15 protein-coding genes are annotated in these 17,022 nt (G+C 53.5%); 11 read left to right on the top strand and 4 right to left on the bottom strand.

The window, feature by feature from the left end:
* Positions 1–6: 6 nt before the first annotated feature.
* The gene (locus EVJ33_RS05230; RefSeq protein ID WP_021067479.1) at positions 7–402 is read right to left on the bottom strand and encodes a Spx/MgsR family RNA polymerase-binding regulatory protein; all 396 of its coding nucleotides are present in this window, start codon (positions 400–402) and stop codon (positions 7–9) included.
* A 170-nt stretch (positions 403–572) separates the two neighbouring features.
* Between EVJ33_RS05230 and EVJ33_RS05225 the strand changes: the two genes are divergently transcribed.
* The 5 genes from EVJ33_RS05225 (at position 573) to EVJ33_RS05205 (ending at position 5,165) form a co-directional block, all read left to right on the top strand.
* Positions 573–956, top strand: coding sequence for a DUF302 domain-containing protein (locus EVJ33_RS05225; RefSeq protein WP_131435079.1), 384 nt, complete (start codon positions 573–575; stop codon positions 954–956).
* 106 nt (positions 957–1,062) lie between these two features.
* Entirely contained in the window at positions 1,063–2,355 is a 1,293-nt protein-coding gene (locus EVJ33_RS05220; protein ID WP_131435078.1) for a hypothetical protein, read from the top strand.
* An 11-nt stretch (positions 2,356–2,366) separates the two neighbouring features.
* The gene (locus EVJ33_RS05215) at positions 2,367–3,623 is read left to right on the top strand and encodes a hypothetical protein (protein WP_131435076.1); all 1,257 of its coding nucleotides are present in this window, start codon (positions 2,367–2,369) and stop codon (positions 3,621–3,623) included.
* 28 nt (positions 3,624–3,651) lie between these two features.
* Positions 3,652–4,056 carry a hypothetical protein gene (locus EVJ33_RS05210; RefSeq protein WP_131435074.1) on the top strand — a complete coding sequence of 135 codons (405 nt, stop codon included), beginning with the start codon at positions 3,652–3,654 and terminating at the stop codon, positions 4,054–4,056.
* 203 nt (positions 4,057–4,259) lie between these two features.
* Positions 4,260–5,165: a methyl-accepting chemotaxis protein gene (locus EVJ33_RS05205; RefSeq protein WP_131435072.1), complete on the top strand. Its 906-nt coding sequence runs from the start codon at positions 4,260–4,262 to the stop codon at positions 5,163–5,165.
* Positions 5,166–5,202: 37 nt separating this feature from the next.
* On the opposite strand, the gene EVJ33_RS05200 is transcribed toward EVJ33_RS05205, so the two are convergent.
* Positions 5,203–5,859 (bottom strand): M48 family metallopeptidase, encoded by a 657-nt coding sequence (locus tag EVJ33_RS05200; RefSeq protein ID WP_131435070.1) that lies wholly within the window; start codon positions 5,857–5,859, stop codon positions 5,203–5,205.
* Positions 5,860–5,975: 116 nt separating this feature from the next.
* On the opposite strand from EVJ33_RS05200, the gene EVJ33_RS05195 reads away from it, so the two are divergent.
* The 3 genes from EVJ33_RS05195 to EVJ33_RS05185 all read left to right on the top strand — a co-directional run bounded on the left by EVJ33_RS05195 (position 5,976) and on the right by EVJ33_RS05185 (position 9,563).
* A complete protein-coding gene (locus EVJ33_RS05195; protein ID WP_131435068.1) occupies positions 5,976–7,148 on the top strand; it encodes a MalY/PatB family protein in 1,173 nt (390 codons plus the stop codon).
* A gap of 70 nt (positions 7,149–7,218) precedes the next feature.
* On the top strand, positions 7,219–8,430 hold the full coding sequence (locus tag EVJ33_RS05190) for a hypothetical protein (RefSeq protein WP_131435067.1): 1,212 nt from the start codon (positions 7,219–7,221) through the stop codon (positions 8,428–8,430).
* Positions 8,427–9,563, top strand: a complete 1,137-nt coding sequence (locus EVJ33_RS05185; RefSeq protein ID WP_131435066.1) for a hypothetical protein — start codon at positions 8,427–8,429, stop codon at positions 9,561–9,563. The genes EVJ33_RS05190 and EVJ33_RS05185 overlap by 4 nt, the downstream gene beginning before the upstream one ends.
* Before the next feature lie 65 nt (positions 9,564–9,628).
* Here the strand turns inward: EVJ33_RS05185 and EVJ33_RS05180 are convergent, their stop codons facing one another.
* Together EVJ33_RS05180 and EVJ33_RS05175 are read right to left on the bottom strand one after the other, a co-directional pair.
* The gene (locus tag EVJ33_RS05180) at positions 9,629–10,639 is read right to left on the bottom strand and encodes a tyrosine-type recombinase/integrase (protein WP_131435065.1); all 1,011 of its coding nucleotides are present in this window, start codon (positions 10,637–10,639) and stop codon (positions 9,629–9,631) included.
* Positions 10,640–10,654: 15 nt separating this feature from the next.
* Positions 10,655–11,710: a GGDEF domain-containing protein gene (locus EVJ33_RS05175; RefSeq protein WP_131435063.1), complete on the bottom strand. Its 1,056-nt coding sequence runs from the start codon at positions 11,708–11,710 to the stop codon at positions 10,655–10,657.
* Positions 11,711–12,063: 353 nt separating this feature from the next.
* Between EVJ33_RS05175 and EVJ33_RS05170 the strand changes: the two genes are divergently transcribed.
* The 3 genes from EVJ33_RS05170 to parC all read left to right on the top strand — a co-directional run bounded on the left by EVJ33_RS05170 (position 12,064) and on the right by parC (position 16,972).
* Positions 12,064–12,468: a CoA-binding protein gene (locus EVJ33_RS05170; RefSeq protein WP_034777629.1), complete on the top strand. Its 405-nt coding sequence runs from the start codon at positions 12,064–12,066 to the stop codon at positions 12,466–12,468.
* A 128-nt stretch (positions 12,469–12,596) separates the two neighbouring features.
* Positions 12,597–14,564, top strand: a complete 1,968-nt coding sequence (gene parE / locus EVJ33_RS05165) for a DNA topoisomerase IV subunit B (RefSeq protein WP_031200243.1) — start codon at positions 12,597–12,599, stop codon at positions 14,562–14,564.
* Between the two features lie 2 nt (positions 14,565–14,566).
* The gene (gene parC, locus EVJ33_RS05160; protein WP_131435061.1) at positions 14,567–16,972 is read left to right on the top strand and encodes a DNA topoisomerase IV subunit A; all 2,406 of its coding nucleotides are present in this window, start codon (positions 14,567–14,569) and stop codon (positions 16,970–16,972) included.
* Positions 16,973–17,022 lie beyond the last annotated feature (50 nt).

Below are 17,022 nucleotides of genomic sequence, written 5' to 3'. Positions count from 1 at the left end.
GGGCTCTTACTTGTTGTCGAGCAATCGTTTCAATTCGGCGATTCGGTCATGGCGCGGGATAAACGTACGAATCTCTTTCTCGCTAAACCCGATCTGAATCCGATTGTCGTCGACGACGATCGGACTCTTCAAGATCTGGGGGTGCGACGCCACAAAGCTGTACAGCTCACGGAGCGACATCTCGTCAAGTTGGTCCGCCGCTTGTTTGTACACGCTCTTTTGGACGGACAACAGGTCGGTCGTCCCATTCTCGGTGAGGCGGAGCATGTCTTTGAACTCGGTGAACGACATCCCTTGATCGGTCAATTTCTTCTCGATGAATGGGATGTTCTGTTCGCGTAACCAATCAATCGTCTTACGGGAAGAACTGCAGCTTGTATGTGTGAATACGGTGACCGTCACGGCAACCACTTCTCCTTTGCGTAAGGTTGGACTTCTTTATTTTCTCTCATACATACGTAACGGACATCGAATATGTTTCAAATCACATATATTTTTTATCACATCGAACGATTTGTCGTCAGTCAGTTCGGGTACATGACGAAAGAGACCATAACCGAGGAGGGATTCGCATGTTTGATTACACGGTCAAGACAGACCAGACGGTCGAAGCGGTCGTCGAGAAGCTGAAAGCGACGCTCAAGGAAGAAGAGTTCGGAGTGCTCTGGGACTTTGATTTGAGTGAGACGCTCGCAGAGAAAGGCCAAGCGATCGACGGGGACTATCGCATCCTTGAAGTATGTAACCCGAAAGAAGCGAAGAAAGTCATTACGGCACATCGGGAAGGCGGCTATTTCCTGCCGTGTAAGCTCGCCGTCTTCACGAAAGATGGGTCGACCCATGTCGGTATGCCTAAGCCGACGAAACTGATTGAGCTGATTGAGGATGAGTCGCTTCAATCGATCGCCCACGACGTCGAGACGCGACTGACGCGTGCGATTGATCAAGCCGTATAATTGAATGAGCGAACCCGTCCATGAGAGTGGACGGGTTTTTTCCTGTTCCTCCTTAAAGTCATATAATGGTAAAATTGGTGCAAATAGATTGTAAGGGGCGGATGATTTGAAAAAGTTAGCCAGTGCACTCGTATTATCCATGGGCTTATTGGCCAGTTGCGGTGGGGAAAAGCCAGACGTCGTGAATTTGTCGTACGTCGACGCGCATTGGACCGTTAACAAGTATGACGAAGAGAAGCTGATTTCCCTTCATTCAGCCGACGAGACACTTCAAGCCTGTACCGGTGACTTGACGACCGAGCTAAAAGGCGACTTGACCGTATTCGATACGATTGTGGCGAACCGTTATCCGATGACGGACACGGGTGAAGAGTATGCGTTCAAGGCCGTATCGTATATGAAAGGAGATGAGAATTATGCCATTTGTCGTGATATGGCATCAAATCGATTCTCAGCGCAAGTGATCGAGTCGTTCCCTGACGATGTGGACGTGAAGACAGGTACACCGATTAATCGCTATCCCGTAGTCGGACCGGCCGACGATTCCGCCAAAACCGCCTTGCGCAATGCGGATGAATTGAATGAGTCAGGTAACCCGATTGAACCGTTCCTCGATACGCTCGTCGCCTTTTCCCCGGCTCTGTACGGTGAGATTGAATTGGAGGTCGGAGGAATGCCGAGTCCATACCCGTTGTTCTCGTTCGACCCGTCGATGGCCGGCATGACTGATATCAAATTGGCAATTGGTTATGACAAGCTCACTGAGAAACCGTATTTGCTGCTCATGTTTGCGGATCTTTATATTTCTGTGACTCCGCTCGAGTCGATGATTGACCCGACCACAGAAGGACATACATATGAGGCGTTAACCGTCGAACGTCTCCCGCTTGAGACGGAGCTCGTCCCGGACAAGACTTACCCGCTGTATGAGTTCTCCTATACCCGCGATGGAAAAGTCGTCAATGAGACGATGGGGTTCAACTACCGCACCTCGGATTTATTGTCGACAGCGGAACGAACGAAGCTCGAGACACAGCTTGAGGAAGACTACATGCCACTTGTGACCGGTCCACTCGTTTACCTTCACCAACAACCGTTCAATACAGAATCTCCGTTGTCATACCCAGCGCTCTTAAAAGCGGCCGGCAACGAGATGGACGACCTCGTCCAAGCGATCGACTCTGCTGAACCGACGAACCGCTCAGGCGATGAGGGTGACTACAGATACTTGACGATTGTCGATGGACACAAAGGTCAAGAGTTCGAGGTGACGTATAAACAGCGATCGAAGAAGCTGGATATCTACGTGACCGACCGATCAACCGAAGAGACATATAAACTGACGAGCGAAGGGGCCGAGACGTTCTTGTCCTACTTCCCCGATTTAAAGAAGAAATGAGTGGGTTGAACATGAAGAAACGAGCGTTGATGGCATTGTCACTTTTATGGTTGACGGCAGGCTGCTCGGAAGACGTGGACGTCGTCCGCTACGGCCATGTCGAGGAGCACTGGCAAGCCGAACGGGTTACGATAAACAGTCAAGAGCCGGAAGTAAATGCCGAAACAATTTTGAACCAATGTGAAGACAAAGAACGATTGGCCGAACTAGACGAAGAGACGTTCTCGGTGCTCGGGATGGCGTATGCGACCCGTGCCCCGTTCATGAATGAGGATTATGATGGATATGCCTTCGACGAAGTGACCTATGTCGAAGGGGATGCGGTCTATGCGCTTTGTCGATCAGAGCGGATGGACGGGCAGCAAGGATACCGGGCCGTCGAGCTCGAGGCACGGCCGTCTTTCTTAAAAGACGAAGTTGGCACGGAGATCTCGTTCCTTCCGACCGTTCATGTCGCGACGGAGAACGAGCGGGCCTCGCTACATAAGCCGGACGCCTTCTATGAGAATGGACAAGACATCGAACCGTATCCGGTCACGCTCATGAGGATCTCGCCCGGATTTAGCGGTACCGTCGAGATTGGGATTGGAGAAGGGGGCTACTTTAACCCGTCCTTCCATTTTTTGCCAAACCTTAGACCGTCCGATGTGTTCATCGCACTAGGGCGACATACGGAGACGAACCTGCCTCTTCTGCTCCTGTCTTATGGTGGAGACAAGGCTCGCTATTCCTCCTCCATTTTACAAGATGCAGATTTACTCAACGGGGCTGACAGTTTAACCTTCCGTCGAATCCATAACGGTGGCACGATGGAACCGATGACACCTTATCCGTTATATGAACTTACGATTAATCTGGATGGACAAATGGTGACGAAGACCTTGTCGATGCGTTATCGACCGAATCCTCCACTTACCGAAATCGTCAATTCAGATGAAGTAGCGCTCGCTTACCTCCATAAGTATCCGTATCACCGCGAAGTCCCGCTCCCTTACCCTGATGCGGTGAATGTTAGCGGCGAGGCGTATGATCGATTGATCGAAGCCATCGAGACCGCGCGCCCGTCGACGAAGAGTGGTGAAACGAACGACTATAAATATTTGACGCTATTACACGGAAATCTCGGTCAACAGTTCGAAGTGAGTTACCAACAACGGTCGAAGAAAGTCGATGTCTTCGTGAAAGACGTGAAGACCGGGGAGGTGTTCAAACTGTCGAGCGCCGGGGCGGAGACGTTCCAAGAGCTATTCCCTCAGGCGTTCGAATAAATGGATTAACTCGAGGAGGGATGATCTGTTGAAACGTATGTTGATAGGATGTGTCATCTGGATGGGATTTCTGCTTGGCGGTTGTGCCAGTAGCGAAGAAAATTTGGATCCGTCTCGCATTTTGTATCAGACGTTAGAGGTCGATGGCGACTATGGGGCTACACGAATCATTACCGACGCTGAGACGTCTGCTCAGCTTGACCGAGCGACGGATGAAGTCGAGTGGGAAGACCAGCCCGTCCCAATCAAGCGGGAACCGGATGTGAAAGTGACATTCGTGTACACGCCGGAAGATGCGCCGGAGCGTTCGCTCGACTTCGGAATCTGGTATGAAGAACAGATGATGGGCGGCATCGACCCAAGAGACAGCCGGGGCGAACTTAAGTCCGACCAAGTCACGCTGTTCCAAGAAGTATTTGATGAATACGAATGATGATGGACCCGTGCAGAGCGCGGGTCCATTTCTAGTGACACCAGCTGAGAAAAGAACTGGAAAACACTTCAAATTCAAGATATTGACTCGTTTTAAAAATCGATGCTATTCAGGACTTTTTGCACAGGTTACACTATAGTCCCGCTACATTTCAGGAATAGAGTACTAACCGAAATCAAGAAAAGAAGGTAGGAATAATCGTAATGGAACTGACCAAAAGCGCTAGCCTCTCATCCCCTGACGTGCTGCGTGCACTCGAGGCGAACGTCGCAATGATTCGATTCGATCGTCAGCGACGTGTCGTTGACGTGAACGACCTCTTTGCCAAGGCGATGAAATATAAACGTGACGAAATGATTGGGATGCATCACCACTTGTTCTGTACACCAAGTTTCGTCAGCAGCCCGGACTATCAAGCGTTTTGGAACAAACTGTTCGACGGCTTCAGCTCAGCCGACAAGATCGAACGGGTTGACGCACGGGGCGAATCAATCTGGCTCGAGGCGACGTACATGCCGATCTATGAAGAGGACGAGGTCGTCGGCGTCGTCAAAATCGCCTCGGACATCACCGGTCGCCAACAGACGATCGAGGAATATGCTCGCTCGTTCCGGGTCATGGCGGAAAACCTCGATGACCGGGCCCGCCGTGGGATGGAAGAGAGTCAACAATTGAAGCAGACGATCGAACGGCTTGATGCGGATTCAAATCAAAATTTGAATACACTCACAAACTTGCAAGAGCAGGCAGGCGAGATTACGAAGATTGCCAGCACAATCAAAGAAATCGCCGCTCAGACGAACCTGTTGTCGCTCAATGCCGCCATCGAGGCCGCGCGGGCAGGTGAACACGGTCTCGGTTTCAACGTCGTCGCGACCGAGGTCCGTAACTTATCGCGTCTCGTTGAACGGGCCGTCATCGAGGTACGATCGAACACGGACGGGATGAACAAAGAACTCATCTCGATTGTCGACGGGGTCTCTCGCTCTAGTACAGATATTCAAGAGAGCGTGCGTATTATGGAACAGACGCTCGAACGGTTCGAACATATCGAACAGTCGGCGGAATCGCTGAACGATACGGCTGAGCGGTTCACTTCCGCCATCTAAAAAGCCAATTGGACATGCCCATTAAATCGGGACACGTTCAATTGGCTTTTTTGATTTGTAACGTATGGCCATGTTGCTTCAACCAGCCCATCGCGCCTGTGATGTCCGGGTAGACCGACGCGAGCGTCGACCAGAACGCTTTTGAATGATCGAAATGGACGAGGTGGGACCATTCATGGGCGATGACATAATCCATGACGTCGGGCGGGGCGAGCATGAGCCGGACGTTGATCGAAATCGTCCCGGTCGAGCTGCACGATCCCCAGCGCGTCTTTTGATGACCGATACGGATTCGGTTCGCCTTCACGCCCAGCTGACGTTCATAATAGGGTGCCCGCTTCGTGACGAAGGCGAGGGCTTGCTCGCGGAGCCAAGTCTCATATGCTTTCCGTAACGATGACTCGTCCCACAAAACGGGACAGTGAAAGTTTTGGCCGTCGAAACGGAACCTTGTCTCGGTATCACTTTTGACGAGCGGGAACGTCTCCCCATGTAGGTTCAAGCTGTCTTCGGGCAAGACGACGCGTTTCGGCAGTGTCGCCAGGCGTTCCGCAATCCAGTCGGCGTGTTCAGATAAAATCGTCTCGACGACCCGGTTCGGGAGGCGCGCTGGAATCCGTAGCTCGATTCCTTCCGGCGTCACGAAAAAGGCCGCCCGTTTTCGGCGTTTATGACGGATGACAATCACGGTCATCGGGTTCACCTCCTTGAAGTATCTCGGTCGATTATAGCCGACGTGCCTCGAATCCGCCATCGTTTTGCGGACTCGACCACTCGTTTTTTGTTACAGTAGGGGTAGGAGGGATGAACATGAAATCAATCTTACATCAATCACTTGACCGGGCCGGAACAGACTCGGTGAAATGGGACGGACTCGACCGATGGTTCCATTTAAAAGATGACGTTTTGCCGCTTTGGGTCGCAGATATCGATATCCGCACGGCGCCATCCATCTCGGAAGCGCTCACGGCACGTGCCGCGACAGGCGAGTTCGGATACACGTTGTTCTCGAAACAAGCGCAAGCAGCCGTTAGCTCATGGTATGACCGTCGTCACGGGCTCAAGGTCGAAGCGAATCATGTCCTGTTCTCGAACGGCGTCGTGCCGGGATTGACACATATCGTCGAGGCATTGACAGTGGAAGGAGATGGTGTCGTCATCCAGTCGCCCGTTTATCCGCCATTTCATGAACTCGTGACCGGGTTGAAACGTGAGTTGCTCGACGCCCCGCTCCGTCAAGTCGATGGTCGCTACGAGATGGACTTCGACGCGCTCGAGGCGCAGATGCGTAAGGCGAGGCTGTTCTTGCTCTGCTCACCTCATAACCCGGTCGGCCGGGTATGGACTGAGGCCGAGCTGAAGCAAGTCGTCGAGCTGGCGCGTCGCCATGATGTCATTCTCGTCTCGGATGAGATTCATGCCGACTTGACCTATCCGTCACAACGACACACCACCCTCAATCGCCTCGATGACGACGTCATCACGGTGAGTGCACCATCGAAGGCGTTCAATATCGCCGGGTTGTTCGCGTCGTACATCATCTGTCCAGACGATGCGATGCGAAAACGGATTATCCAAGTCCAAAATAAACACCATGTATTGCCAACGCCGTTTGCGAATACGGCCATTATTGCGGCCTACACGGACCCACGTGCGGAGCGTTGGCTCGACCAATTGACGGCAGAACTCGAAGAACAGGCGACATACCTCGTCGAACGGTTCAGTGAAGCGTTACCACAACTGAAAGTGTTCAAGCCTGAGGCGAGTTATCTCCTGTGGATTGATTTTACGGGGCTAGGTCTTGAACCGGAGGCGCGGAAGAAATGGCTGCACGATCAAGTCCGACTGTTCTTGTCACCGGGTCTCCCGTTCGGCGAATCGGGACGGGCGTTCGAACGGCTCAATTTCGGGACGTCCCGCGTCATTCTTGATGAGGCGCTCAAACGTCTCAACGACCATGTCGGCGGAAAGGCGTTTGTATGAATCGAGAAACGGGAAAAATTTCACAATGAGCCTCACAAGAACGATGGCCACGGAAAGCGAGTGAATGTGAATGGAGACGATCAATTGGAAAAAGAAGATGGAGGAACAACTGAGGCGTAGCGGATTCACGTTACAGGTCGAGAATATGGCCAACCTCGGACTGACGGAGATTCAAGCGTCTTCGTCCCCGTTGATCTCGTATCCGCTCCGAATTCGGCTATACGTGCGCATGGGATGGCTCATGTGCACGGTCGATGCCACTTCGGTCGACCGTAACGAGGATCATCCGCTGTTCGAGCGGATGGTCGCCGCCGTGTTTGAGCGCATCGTCCGCCATCTATATCACGCCTACGACTTCCATGTCTTGACGTATATCGGTAACACGGGAAACTATATCGCGCCGAAAGAGTCAGAGACCGGGGAAATCGTTCGTCTGCTTGCCCATCTTTGGAACGACCGCTCGTTCCTTCACCTTGAGACGTATGAGGAATATCCGGCGCTATACGCCACACCGCCATGGGCCCACCAAGCCTATGCGTTCGAGAGCACGGCTGACGAATGGATTATTTATTCGGGCCGAAGCGGACGTCCGGCGACAGACTATCGTGCTGATGGGACCGAGCTCAAACCACATCGTCTGGCTGAGGGGGACTTGTTCTTCCCAGTGCACCGCATCCAGAAGGACAGAGGCACGCTCGCGCTTGCTGAATGGTTGCGGCTCGAACGTCGTGAGGTCGAGGATTTCATGCTCGCCTTCATGAAGACAATTCAAAAGTTCGATCCGGCCTTCGGATTTTCCTGGGGCGGGACGGATACATTCTTTCACGGTGTACCGGTTGAGCCGTATGCGCAAGTACTCCGCGTTGAGAGTGGGAAACGACGCTATCGGGTCATGAACAACTCGGCAAAGCGCTTGTTTGCAGTGGCCGACGACCCACTCGAATGTTTGAAAGAAGTCGAGCGGACGCTACGGGCGGTTCGTTTGCCGGAACATCGGGTGTCGGCACTTGGACAACTCGTCATGGGGATTTGGCAACAGTTCGAGGTCGATGAAGCAACATATATCCAAAAAGTCGCTTATCGCGGCATATCTGAGTTCCAAATCGAAGAAAAGATTGGTCATGCCTTGGCGAATCGACAAAAAATTCGCTGGATTGAAAAGACCGATCCTCGCCAGTCTGTCATCGAATTCGCCCATCTGCGGATTTCATTTCCAAAACGACCACCTGGCATCGTCAGCGTCGAGCCGGTCGAATCTTCTTATGAGAGAGGTGCGCTATGAGAATCGTTGATGCACGTGCCATGTCGATTAGCCATGAAGACTTGATTGCCGTCACCGAGACATCTGTCTATTACCGGGAAAAGTCTGGGGAGACGAGTTTCTCAATCTTCCGTTATGACGAAGCGAACGGGACCGTCACGCCGGTCAGTCGTCGCGTCTATGAAGACTACGGGATTTCGAAGCTGTTTATCAGTGGTGGCCGCGTCTATTTCTTGAACGAGACACCGGACCGGACCGGTGTCATCCGAACGGAGCTGATTGCCTTTGACTATCGCTCCGGAGAAGAAGAGGTGCTCGCAACTTTTGAAAAGCGGGGAAATAGTACGCTCTATTGGGTACTAGCCGATCGTTATTTCTTATTCTTGACGAGCTTCGGGGATGCGGATGAGGCATGGTTGTATGATGCAGAGACGGCATTCCAAGAGCGAATTCGTGACGAACGGCTCGTTGGGCACGCCGGGAAGTTCCGCGAGTTGTACTTGTTCACGAGCGATTTAGAAGGTGTCCCTTATATCGTCTGCAACGCCCGTTTGGACGAGTTCGCCTATTATGAGGCCCTTGAAGCAGGACGTGTCTCTCCAGACGATGCGATTGATCACTCAGAGGCGATTCTCATCTGTTCTCTCGATGATGCCGTCGAGGCCGTCCGAGAAAGGATTAGTGAGATTCCGTTCGAGGATTTGATTCGACTTCATGGGGAGGGGGACACGGTTCAATACCTGGGTGAGCGGGACAACCGGCTCCGGTTCTCCGCTTTTGTGGATGCCGCCAATGAGGAGACGATTTACGAGGTGACGGCACCGGACGTGCTTCGCGAGGTGACAGTAGTCGACTGGGGGGCCTATGAACCGATTGATTTCACGTACGATGATGTCAGCTCGACGATTTTCATCAAGGTTGAGGAATCAGAAAATCACACCGAACTGATTGACGCGACGAACGGTGCCCGCTTCCTCGATACGGCTCCGTTCGAGCGTGTACTCGCTTCGATTTATTTCATCCATGAATCGGCGGAAGGAGGGGGTGGCGTGAGCATCTTCAATCTTGAGACGAACGAGCGACAAACGTTTGAAGACGCCTATTACACGGTACTCGATGAGACGATCGTCATCCTGTCGACGAAGCAGTTATGACAAAAAAACACCCGGACCTATCTACGTGATAGATTCGGGTGTTTTATATAGGTTTACATAACAAGTTATCGTAAACCGATTAACGCTTGTTTTTTCTTCTCATCGCCGATATGGGCATAGACTTGCGTTGTCGCCACTGACTCGTGTCCGAGCAATTGTTGGATCGTCAATACATCGACCCCGTTCATAGCAAGACGAGAGGCGAACGTGTGGCGCAATTTATGGGGTGTGACCTGCTTGTGCGTCAAAAATGGCAAATACGGTTTCAGACGGTCGATGTGACCTTTCAACGCATGTTGCACTGTCCGTACCGAGATCCGCTTGCCTCGCTCCGAGTGGAACAGCGGACCTGATCCGTCACGTCGATAGGCGTCGAGGAGCGGATCGAGTGGGGAAGCGATCGGGATGATGCGCTCTTTATTTCCTTTCCCGATGACGCGGATGGTCCCAGCCTCACGGTCGATGTCACTCCAATCGAGACCGACAAGTTCTGAGACACGCATCCCGGTCAGTCCGAGCAGTTGAATCATCAAGAAATCACGGTCCCGGTTACGCTCGTACCAACTCGCCTCGCGGTCGGACATACCGACGTTGCTGCGGACGAGCGTCGAGAAATCAAGCCACTCCTGTTCCGTCAAATAGACCGGGTTACGTTTGGCGCGCTTCGGGCGTTCGACCGTCTGGAACGGGTTATGGGCCGTCACGCCCGTTTCAATCAAATGGTTGAAAAGCGATTGCATCGACGATAATTTTCGATTGATGACACTCGGCGCGTTATCGAGCTCGAGGGCGAGATACATCGCATACGCCTCGGCCCCCGCGTGATCGAACTCGACGAACGAGTCGATCTCGACTGATGACGGGTCGACCTCGGATGCGCTTGCGGCTTCGACCCAGCGGAAAAAGTCTAAAAAGTCGTAGAGATAGCGCTGAGCGGTCTGTTCGGAATAGTGTTTGGCGGCCAGATGGTTCAGGAATCGTTGGATAAAGAACGGCATGCGCTCGTAGCCGCTCAAGTTGAAACGTTTTGTTGTGACCTTGGTCGGCGTTTGGCCGAGCTGGCGGAATATACTCAAAAGATCTCTCCTTGCTTACTGATGGATTGACGTGACGATTCGGTCCTTGCCGGCTTGTTTACCAGCGCGGAGCCGGTCATCTGCCTCTTTGACGAGCGTGTCAACGACCTCGAACCCGGTGCGCGTCGTGACGCCGAACGTCATCGTGACGCTGAGCCGCCGACCTTCATAAATCGTCTCGAGCGATTTGATACGTTGACGCAAGCAGTCAATCGTCTCCGCAGCCTCTGTGGGGGACTGATTTGCCAAGAAAATAAGGAACTCCTCGCCGCCCCATCGGACGGCAATTCCATCGTTTCGGACGAGTGCGGAGGCGACTTGTTTGAGCACGAGATCGCCGCAATCGTGCCCGTGTTGCTCGTTGAACACCTTAAAATGATCGATGTCCCCGAGGGCTACGGCGTATGGTCGTCCGTTAATGACGGCCTCGCGAATCTCGTCTTCGACCAACCGGTAACCCGTTGTCCGGTTATACAAACCGGTCAGGCCGTCCCGTGAGGCGAGTGTATGCAACCGCTCATTGGTCCGTTCAAGTTCGGACGTTACCTCAACGACGGACCCCTCGAAGACAAAGGATAGACCGGCGATCAAGGCGATTGTCGATAAGAGGCAAAACAGGCCGAGTGCTTGCTCAAACGATGGAGTGAGCGGTTGTGTCCCTGTCGTCACGTTCACGTATAGGAAACCATAGATGGTCATGGCGAGCACCGTCGAGGCGACCCGGATGGACCGACTGACATTCGGCATGAAGAAGACGGCGTAGGCGACCATGATGATGAAATAATGGACATTTGCTCCCCAACCGAGGACGAGTGTCGAGATGATGGCGTTAAAGACGACCTCGACGGATAGGCCGATGAAAAACGTCCGATAATATCGTTTATGTACAAAATAAAAGGACAATGTGTAATAGAGAACACTGAACACGTTCGACCATGCGAGCGCAGTGACCCCGAGTCTCCAAAACATGAAAAAGAATAAGACATGGATGAGCCAAGCAAACAAATTCCCATAGAAAGTGATGCGGTCATTATATAACGTGCCGCGACGTTCCTCATAGGCTGTTCCCACGCGAACACCTCCTAAATCTTAGTATACCGAAATGTCGTCCCTTTGCCCATGACTGTTCAAGAATCGGGTCAATTCCATCTCTTAAAACGCCTTTAAATCGTCACTATAATTGCGTGAAATAGATATTTCACGCAAAGTTTGCTGAATCGTTATTTTCACGCGAGACACACGTGTACCTGCAAGTCGATAAAATAACGTCACATAGCACGGTTTACATAATTAGTTATGGTGAACCAATTGATTTGTTTTAAAAATTTGAAAGAGTTACAGTTGTATGATAAAAGAAAATAAAGCTTGAAACGGTGATTCAGGTAAAGGTACACTGAGAACGTAAACAAAAGGGGGATTTTAGGATGGACGATCAACGTTTGAAACAATGGCTCACCGAAGCGAAGACAATTGCTGTCGTCGGTGTGTCAGCGAACCCGAACAAGACCGCGAACCAAATCGCAGAGTATCTGCTGTTGCAAGGTTACACGGTCATCCCTGTCAATCCGACGCTCGAGACGTGGAACGGACGCAAAGTCTATCCGACGGTCGAGAGCATCCCAGGACGCGTCGATATCGTCGACGTCTTCCGACGCAATGAGTATTTGGCCGGCGTGGCCGAAGATGCCGTCCGACATGGGGATGTCGGTCTCGTCTTCAACCAGCTCGGGCTCACTAGCCCGGACGCCGAGCGGATCGCTCGCGATGCCGGACTCGACTACATCGAAAATCGATGCATCTACGTCGAGCACGCCCGTCTTCTTGGTTAAGACCTACCTCCTTGGTAGGTCTCCTTTTTTCACGAGCCCGGCTCGTGGAGGGAGGCTTGCCAGAATCCAAAAACAGCTATACAATAGGATAGAAAAACGAACGTGTGTTCGAAATTGAGGTGACGAAGATGTCAACAGACTTATTTAATTACAATGAAGACGCCATCCAGGTGCTCGAAGGACTGACTGCTGTCCGGAAACGTCCGGGGATGTATATCGGTTCGACCGACCATCGCGGCTTGCATCATCTCGTCTATGAGATCGTCGATAACGCGATCGATGAGGCGCTCGCCGGATTCGGTGGCCAAATCGACGTGACGATCCATAAAGATGACGCCATCACGGTACGCGACCACGGGCGTGGGATGCCGACTGGGATGCACGCCTCCGGGAAACCGACGCCAGAGGTCATCTTCACGGTCCTCCACGCCGGCGGTAAGTTCGGCCAAGGCGGCTACAAGACGTCAGGTGGACTCCACGGGGTCGGAGCCTCGGTCGTGAACGCACTCTCGAGCAAGGTCCTCGTCACGATTTATCGCGACGGCAAAGTGTTCGAGCAGACGTTTGCCGACGGCGGGATCCCGCAGACGACGCTCCTCGAGACCGGAAAGACGCGCCAGACGGGGACGAGCGTCTACTTCAAACCGGACGCCTCGATTTTCTCGACGACGACATATAACTACGACACGCTCGCTGAACGGCTCCGTGAATCGGCATTCCTGTTAAAAGGATTGACGATCACGTTGACGGACGAGCGTTCGGATAAAGAAGAGACGTTCCATTACGAGGAAGGGATTGCCGAGTTCGTCCAATATTTGAACGACGATAAGGCGACGCTTCATCCGATCGTCTACTTCGAAGGGACGGAGAACGATATCGAGCTCGAGCTCGCCTTCCAGTTCACGGACGCCTATTCTGAGAACGTCCTCTCGTTCGTCAACAACGTCCGGACTCGTGACGGCGGCACGCACGAGGTCGGCGCCAAGACGGCGATGACCCGCATCGTGAACGAGTACGCCCGGAAGAACGGATTGTTGAAAGAAAAAGACAAGAACCTTGACGGCGGTGACGTCCGCGAAGGCTTGACGCTCATCGTCTCGGTACGGATTCCGGAAGAGTTCCTCCAGTTCGAGGGGCAGACGAAGTCAAAACTCGGTTCACCTGAGGCCCGTACGAGTGCTGATGGTGTCATGGCCAAACAACTGACGATCTTCCTCGAGGAGAACCCGCAGATGGCGACGATGCTCATCAAGAAGGCGATCCGCGCCGCCCAGGCCCGCGAAGCCGCCCGGAAAGCCCGGGAAGAGGCGCGTAACGGCAAAAAGAAGAAACGTTCGAGCATCTTGAACGGGAAACTGACGCCGGCGACGTCGAAGAACGCCGCCAAGAACGAACTGTTCCTCGTCGAGGGTGACTCGGCCGGCGGTTCGGCCAAACAGGGCCGCGACCGGACGTTCCAGGCCATCCTGCCGCTGCGCGGGAAGGTCATCAACTCGGAGAAGTCGAAACTCCAGGACATCATGAAGAACGAAGAGATCAATACGATTATCCACGCGATCGGGGCCGGGGTCGGTCACGACTTCGACCTCGAGGACTGCAATTTCGACAAAATCATCATCATGACCGACGCCGATACGGACGGGGCCCACATCCAAGTGCTCCTGTTGACGTTCTTCTTCCGTTATATGCGCCCGCTCGTCGAGGCCGGCAAAGTGTTCGTCGCCTTGCCACCGCTCTATCGCATCTCGAAAGGGAAAGGCAAGTCGGAACAGTTCGAGTATGCTTGGGACGAAGAAGCGCTCGAGAAACTCGTCAAAGTGTATAAGAAGGGCTATATCCTCCAGCGCTATAAAGGTCTCGGTGAGATGAACGCCGACCAGCTATGGGAGACGACGATGAACCCGGACACACGGACGCTCATCCGTGTCACGGTCGACGACGCTGCCGTCGCCGACAAGCGCGTCTCGGTGCTCATGGGAGACAATGTCGCCCATCGCCGGGAGTGGATCGAGGAGAACGTCGCCTTCGGCCTCCAGGAAGATGATTCGATCATCGCCAATGAACACGTGACTAAAGCGATTGAGGAAGTGATGTAACGATGTCGACGATTCAACACATTTTAAACTTGTCGCTCGAACAGGTCGTCGGTGACCGCTTCGGGCGTTACTCGAAATATATCATCCAGGACCGGGCCCTCCCGGACGCGCGCGACGGGCTCAAACCCGTTCAGCGCCGCATCCTGTATGCGATGCACCATGAAGGCAACACGAACGAGAAACCGTACCGCAAATCGGCCAAGACGGTCGGGAACGTCATCGGTAACTATCACCCGCACGGTGACAGTTCCGTCTATGAGGCGATGGTACGCCTGTCGCAGGACTGGAAGTTGCGTTACCCGCTCATCGACATGCACGGGAACAACGGCTCGATGGACGGCGACTCGGCCGCCGCGATGCGATATACCGAAGCCCGTCTGTCGAAGATTGCCGGCGTCATGCTGACGTCGATCTCGAAGAACACGGTCGACTATACGCCGAACTTCGACGATTCGACCGAGGAGCCGCTCGTCTTGCCGTCACTGCTCCCGAACTTGCTCATGAACGGGACGACAGGGATTTCTGCCGGTTACGCGACCGAGATTCCGCCGCACAACTTGACCGAGGTGCTCAACCTCGCCATCGCCCGCTTGAAAGGTGAGGTCGAGACGACGAATGACGCTTTCCGTTATATGCAAGGACCTGACTTCCCGTCTGGCGGGATCGTCATGGGCAAAGACGGCATCTTGAAGGCGTTCGAGACCGGCAAAGGCAAGGTCATCATCCGTGCCAAATCGGTCATCGAGCCGCTCAAAGGCGGCCGTGAACAGATTACGATCACCGAGCTCCCGTATGAGGTGAACAAGGCGAACCTCGTCAAGAAGATGGAGGAGCTCCGTCTCGACCGCAAAGTCGAAGGCGTCGCCGAAGTCCGTGACGAGACCGACCGGACCGGCGTCCGCGTCGTCATCGAGTTGAAGAAGGAAGCCGATGCGGAAGGTGTGCTCCACTTCTTCTTGAAGCATACCGACCTGCAGCTCGCCTATAACTACAACATGGTCGCCATCGTCAACCGGACACCGAAACAGATGGGTCTCTTGTCGATCATCGACGCGTATTTGAAGCACGTTGAAGAAGTCGTCACCCGTCGCACGACGTTCGAACTCGATCAGGCGAAGAAACGCGCCGAGATCGTCGACGCGCTCGAACAGGCCATCTCGGTCCTTGACGAGACGCTCGAACTCATCCGTTCGGCCAAAGACAAGTCCGAGGCGAAGCAGAAGCTCATGGAGCGGTTCTCGTTCTCGGACCGTCAAGCCGAAGCGGTCGTCATGCTCCAATTGTATCGTTTGACGAACACGGATATCGTCGAGCTCCAAAAAGAGGCGAAGGCGCTCCAAAAAGAGATTGCTCGCCTCGCCAACATCTTGAACGTCGACGCGACGAAACGGAAGCTCATCTCGAAAGAGTTGACCGCCCTCCGTGACGAGTTCGGCGACGCACGGCGCTCGGTCATCGAATCGGAAGTCGAAGAGTTGAAACTGAAGACAGAGGTCATGATCGCCGTCGAAGAGACGATGGTGTTCGTCAGCCGCGACGGCTACGTCAAACGCTCATCGATGCGCTCATACGGTGCCTCGAGTGAAGACATGCCGGACATGAAGGCGAAAGACCGTCCTGTCCTCGTCACCCAGGCGATGACGACGGATCATCTGCTCGTCTGGACGAACAAGGGCAGCTACTTGCTCATCCCGGTCCATCAGATTCCAGAGTCGAAATGGAAAGACGCCGGACAGCATGTGGCCAACCTCGTGCCGATCGAAGGCGAACAAGTCGTCTCGGCTGACGTCGTCTCGACGTTCGACACCGACGCGCACTGTCTGTTCGTGACGCGTGAAGGGATGGTCAAACGGACGCCGCTCCGTGACTATGACGCCCAACGTAAGTCGAAGGCGCTCATGGCGCTCAAGTTAAAAGGTGACGACGAGGTCGTCTTCGCCGGGATCAGTGACGGTCCAGGCCAATTGTTCCTCGTCTCCGAGCGCGGCTATGGTCTCTGGTTCAAAGAAGATGACGTACCGGTCGTCGGCCAACGTGCCGCCGGCGTCAAAGCGATGAACTTGAAAGATGGCGATGTGGTCGCCGATGCCTTCGCCTTCTTCACCCCGCCGCTGTTCGTCCTCGTGACGCAACGTGGAGCGGTCAAGAAGATGAAGCTCGAGGATCAGTTCGACTGCACGAACCGCAACTTGCGCGGGACGATGCTCATTCGCGAAGTCAAGTCGAAACCACACCAGATTCGTCGTGTGCTCCCGGTACATGACGATGAGACGCTCCACATCATCGGGAAAGAGAAAGCGAAGACGGTCAAGACGAAGCAGTTGACGCTCTTGGACCGCTACGCCAACGGCTCATTCGTGTTTGATGAAGAGACGTTCGGAGAGATTGAGGACGTGTATCTCGATTAACGTATGAACCCCTGTACAACAGACGTTGTGCAGGGGTTTTTGGTTTCGAT

Origin of the sequence: Exiguobacterium sp. SL-10 (genome assembly GCF_004337025.1) — a bacterium.
In the GTDB taxonomy this organism is placed as follows: domain Bacteria; phylum Bacillota; class Bacilli; order Exiguobacteriales; family Exiguobacteriaceae; genus Exiguobacterium.
The sequence above is the reverse complement of the archived record's forward strand: the minus strand, read 5'-3'. Positions and strand labels throughout refer to the sequence as shown.

Coding starts and splice junctions, on each gene's coding strand:
- EVJ33_RS05225 (WP_131435079.1), top strand. CDS start 573: ATGTTTGATTACACGGTCAAGACAGACCAGACGGTCGAAGCGGTCGTC.
- EVJ33_RS05215 (WP_131435076.1), top strand. CDS start 2,367: ATGAAGAAACGAGCGTTGATGGCATTGTCACTTTTATGGTTGACGGCA.
- EVJ33_RS05205 (WP_131435072.1), top strand. CDS start 4,260: ATGGAACTGACCAAAAGCGCTAGCCTCTCATCCCCTGACGTGCTGCGT.
- EVJ33_RS05200 (WP_131435070.1), bottom strand. CDS start 5,859: ATGACCGTGATTGTCATCCGTCATAAACGCCGAAAACGGGCGGCCTTT.
- EVJ33_RS05195 (WP_131435068.1), top strand. CDS start 5,976: ATGAAATCAATCTTACATCAATCACTTGACCGGGCCGGAACAGACTCG.
- EVJ33_RS05190 (WP_131435067.1), top strand. CDS start 7,219: ATGGAGACGATCAATTGGAAAAAGAAGATGGAGGAACAACTGAGGCGT.
- EVJ33_RS05185 (WP_131435066.1), top strand. CDS start 8,427: ATGAGAATCGTTGATGCACGTGCCATGTCGATTAGCCATGAAGACTTG.
- EVJ33_RS05170 (WP_034777629.1), top strand. CDS start 12,064: ATGGACGATCAACGTTTGAAACAATGGCTCACCGAAGCGAAGACAATT.
- parE (WP_031200243.1), top strand. CDS start 12,597: ATGTCAACAGACTTATTTAATTACAATGAAGACGCCATCCAGGTGCTC.
- parC (WP_131435061.1), top strand. CDS start 14,567: ATGTCGACGATTCAACACATTTTAAACTTGTCGCTCGAACAGGTCGTC.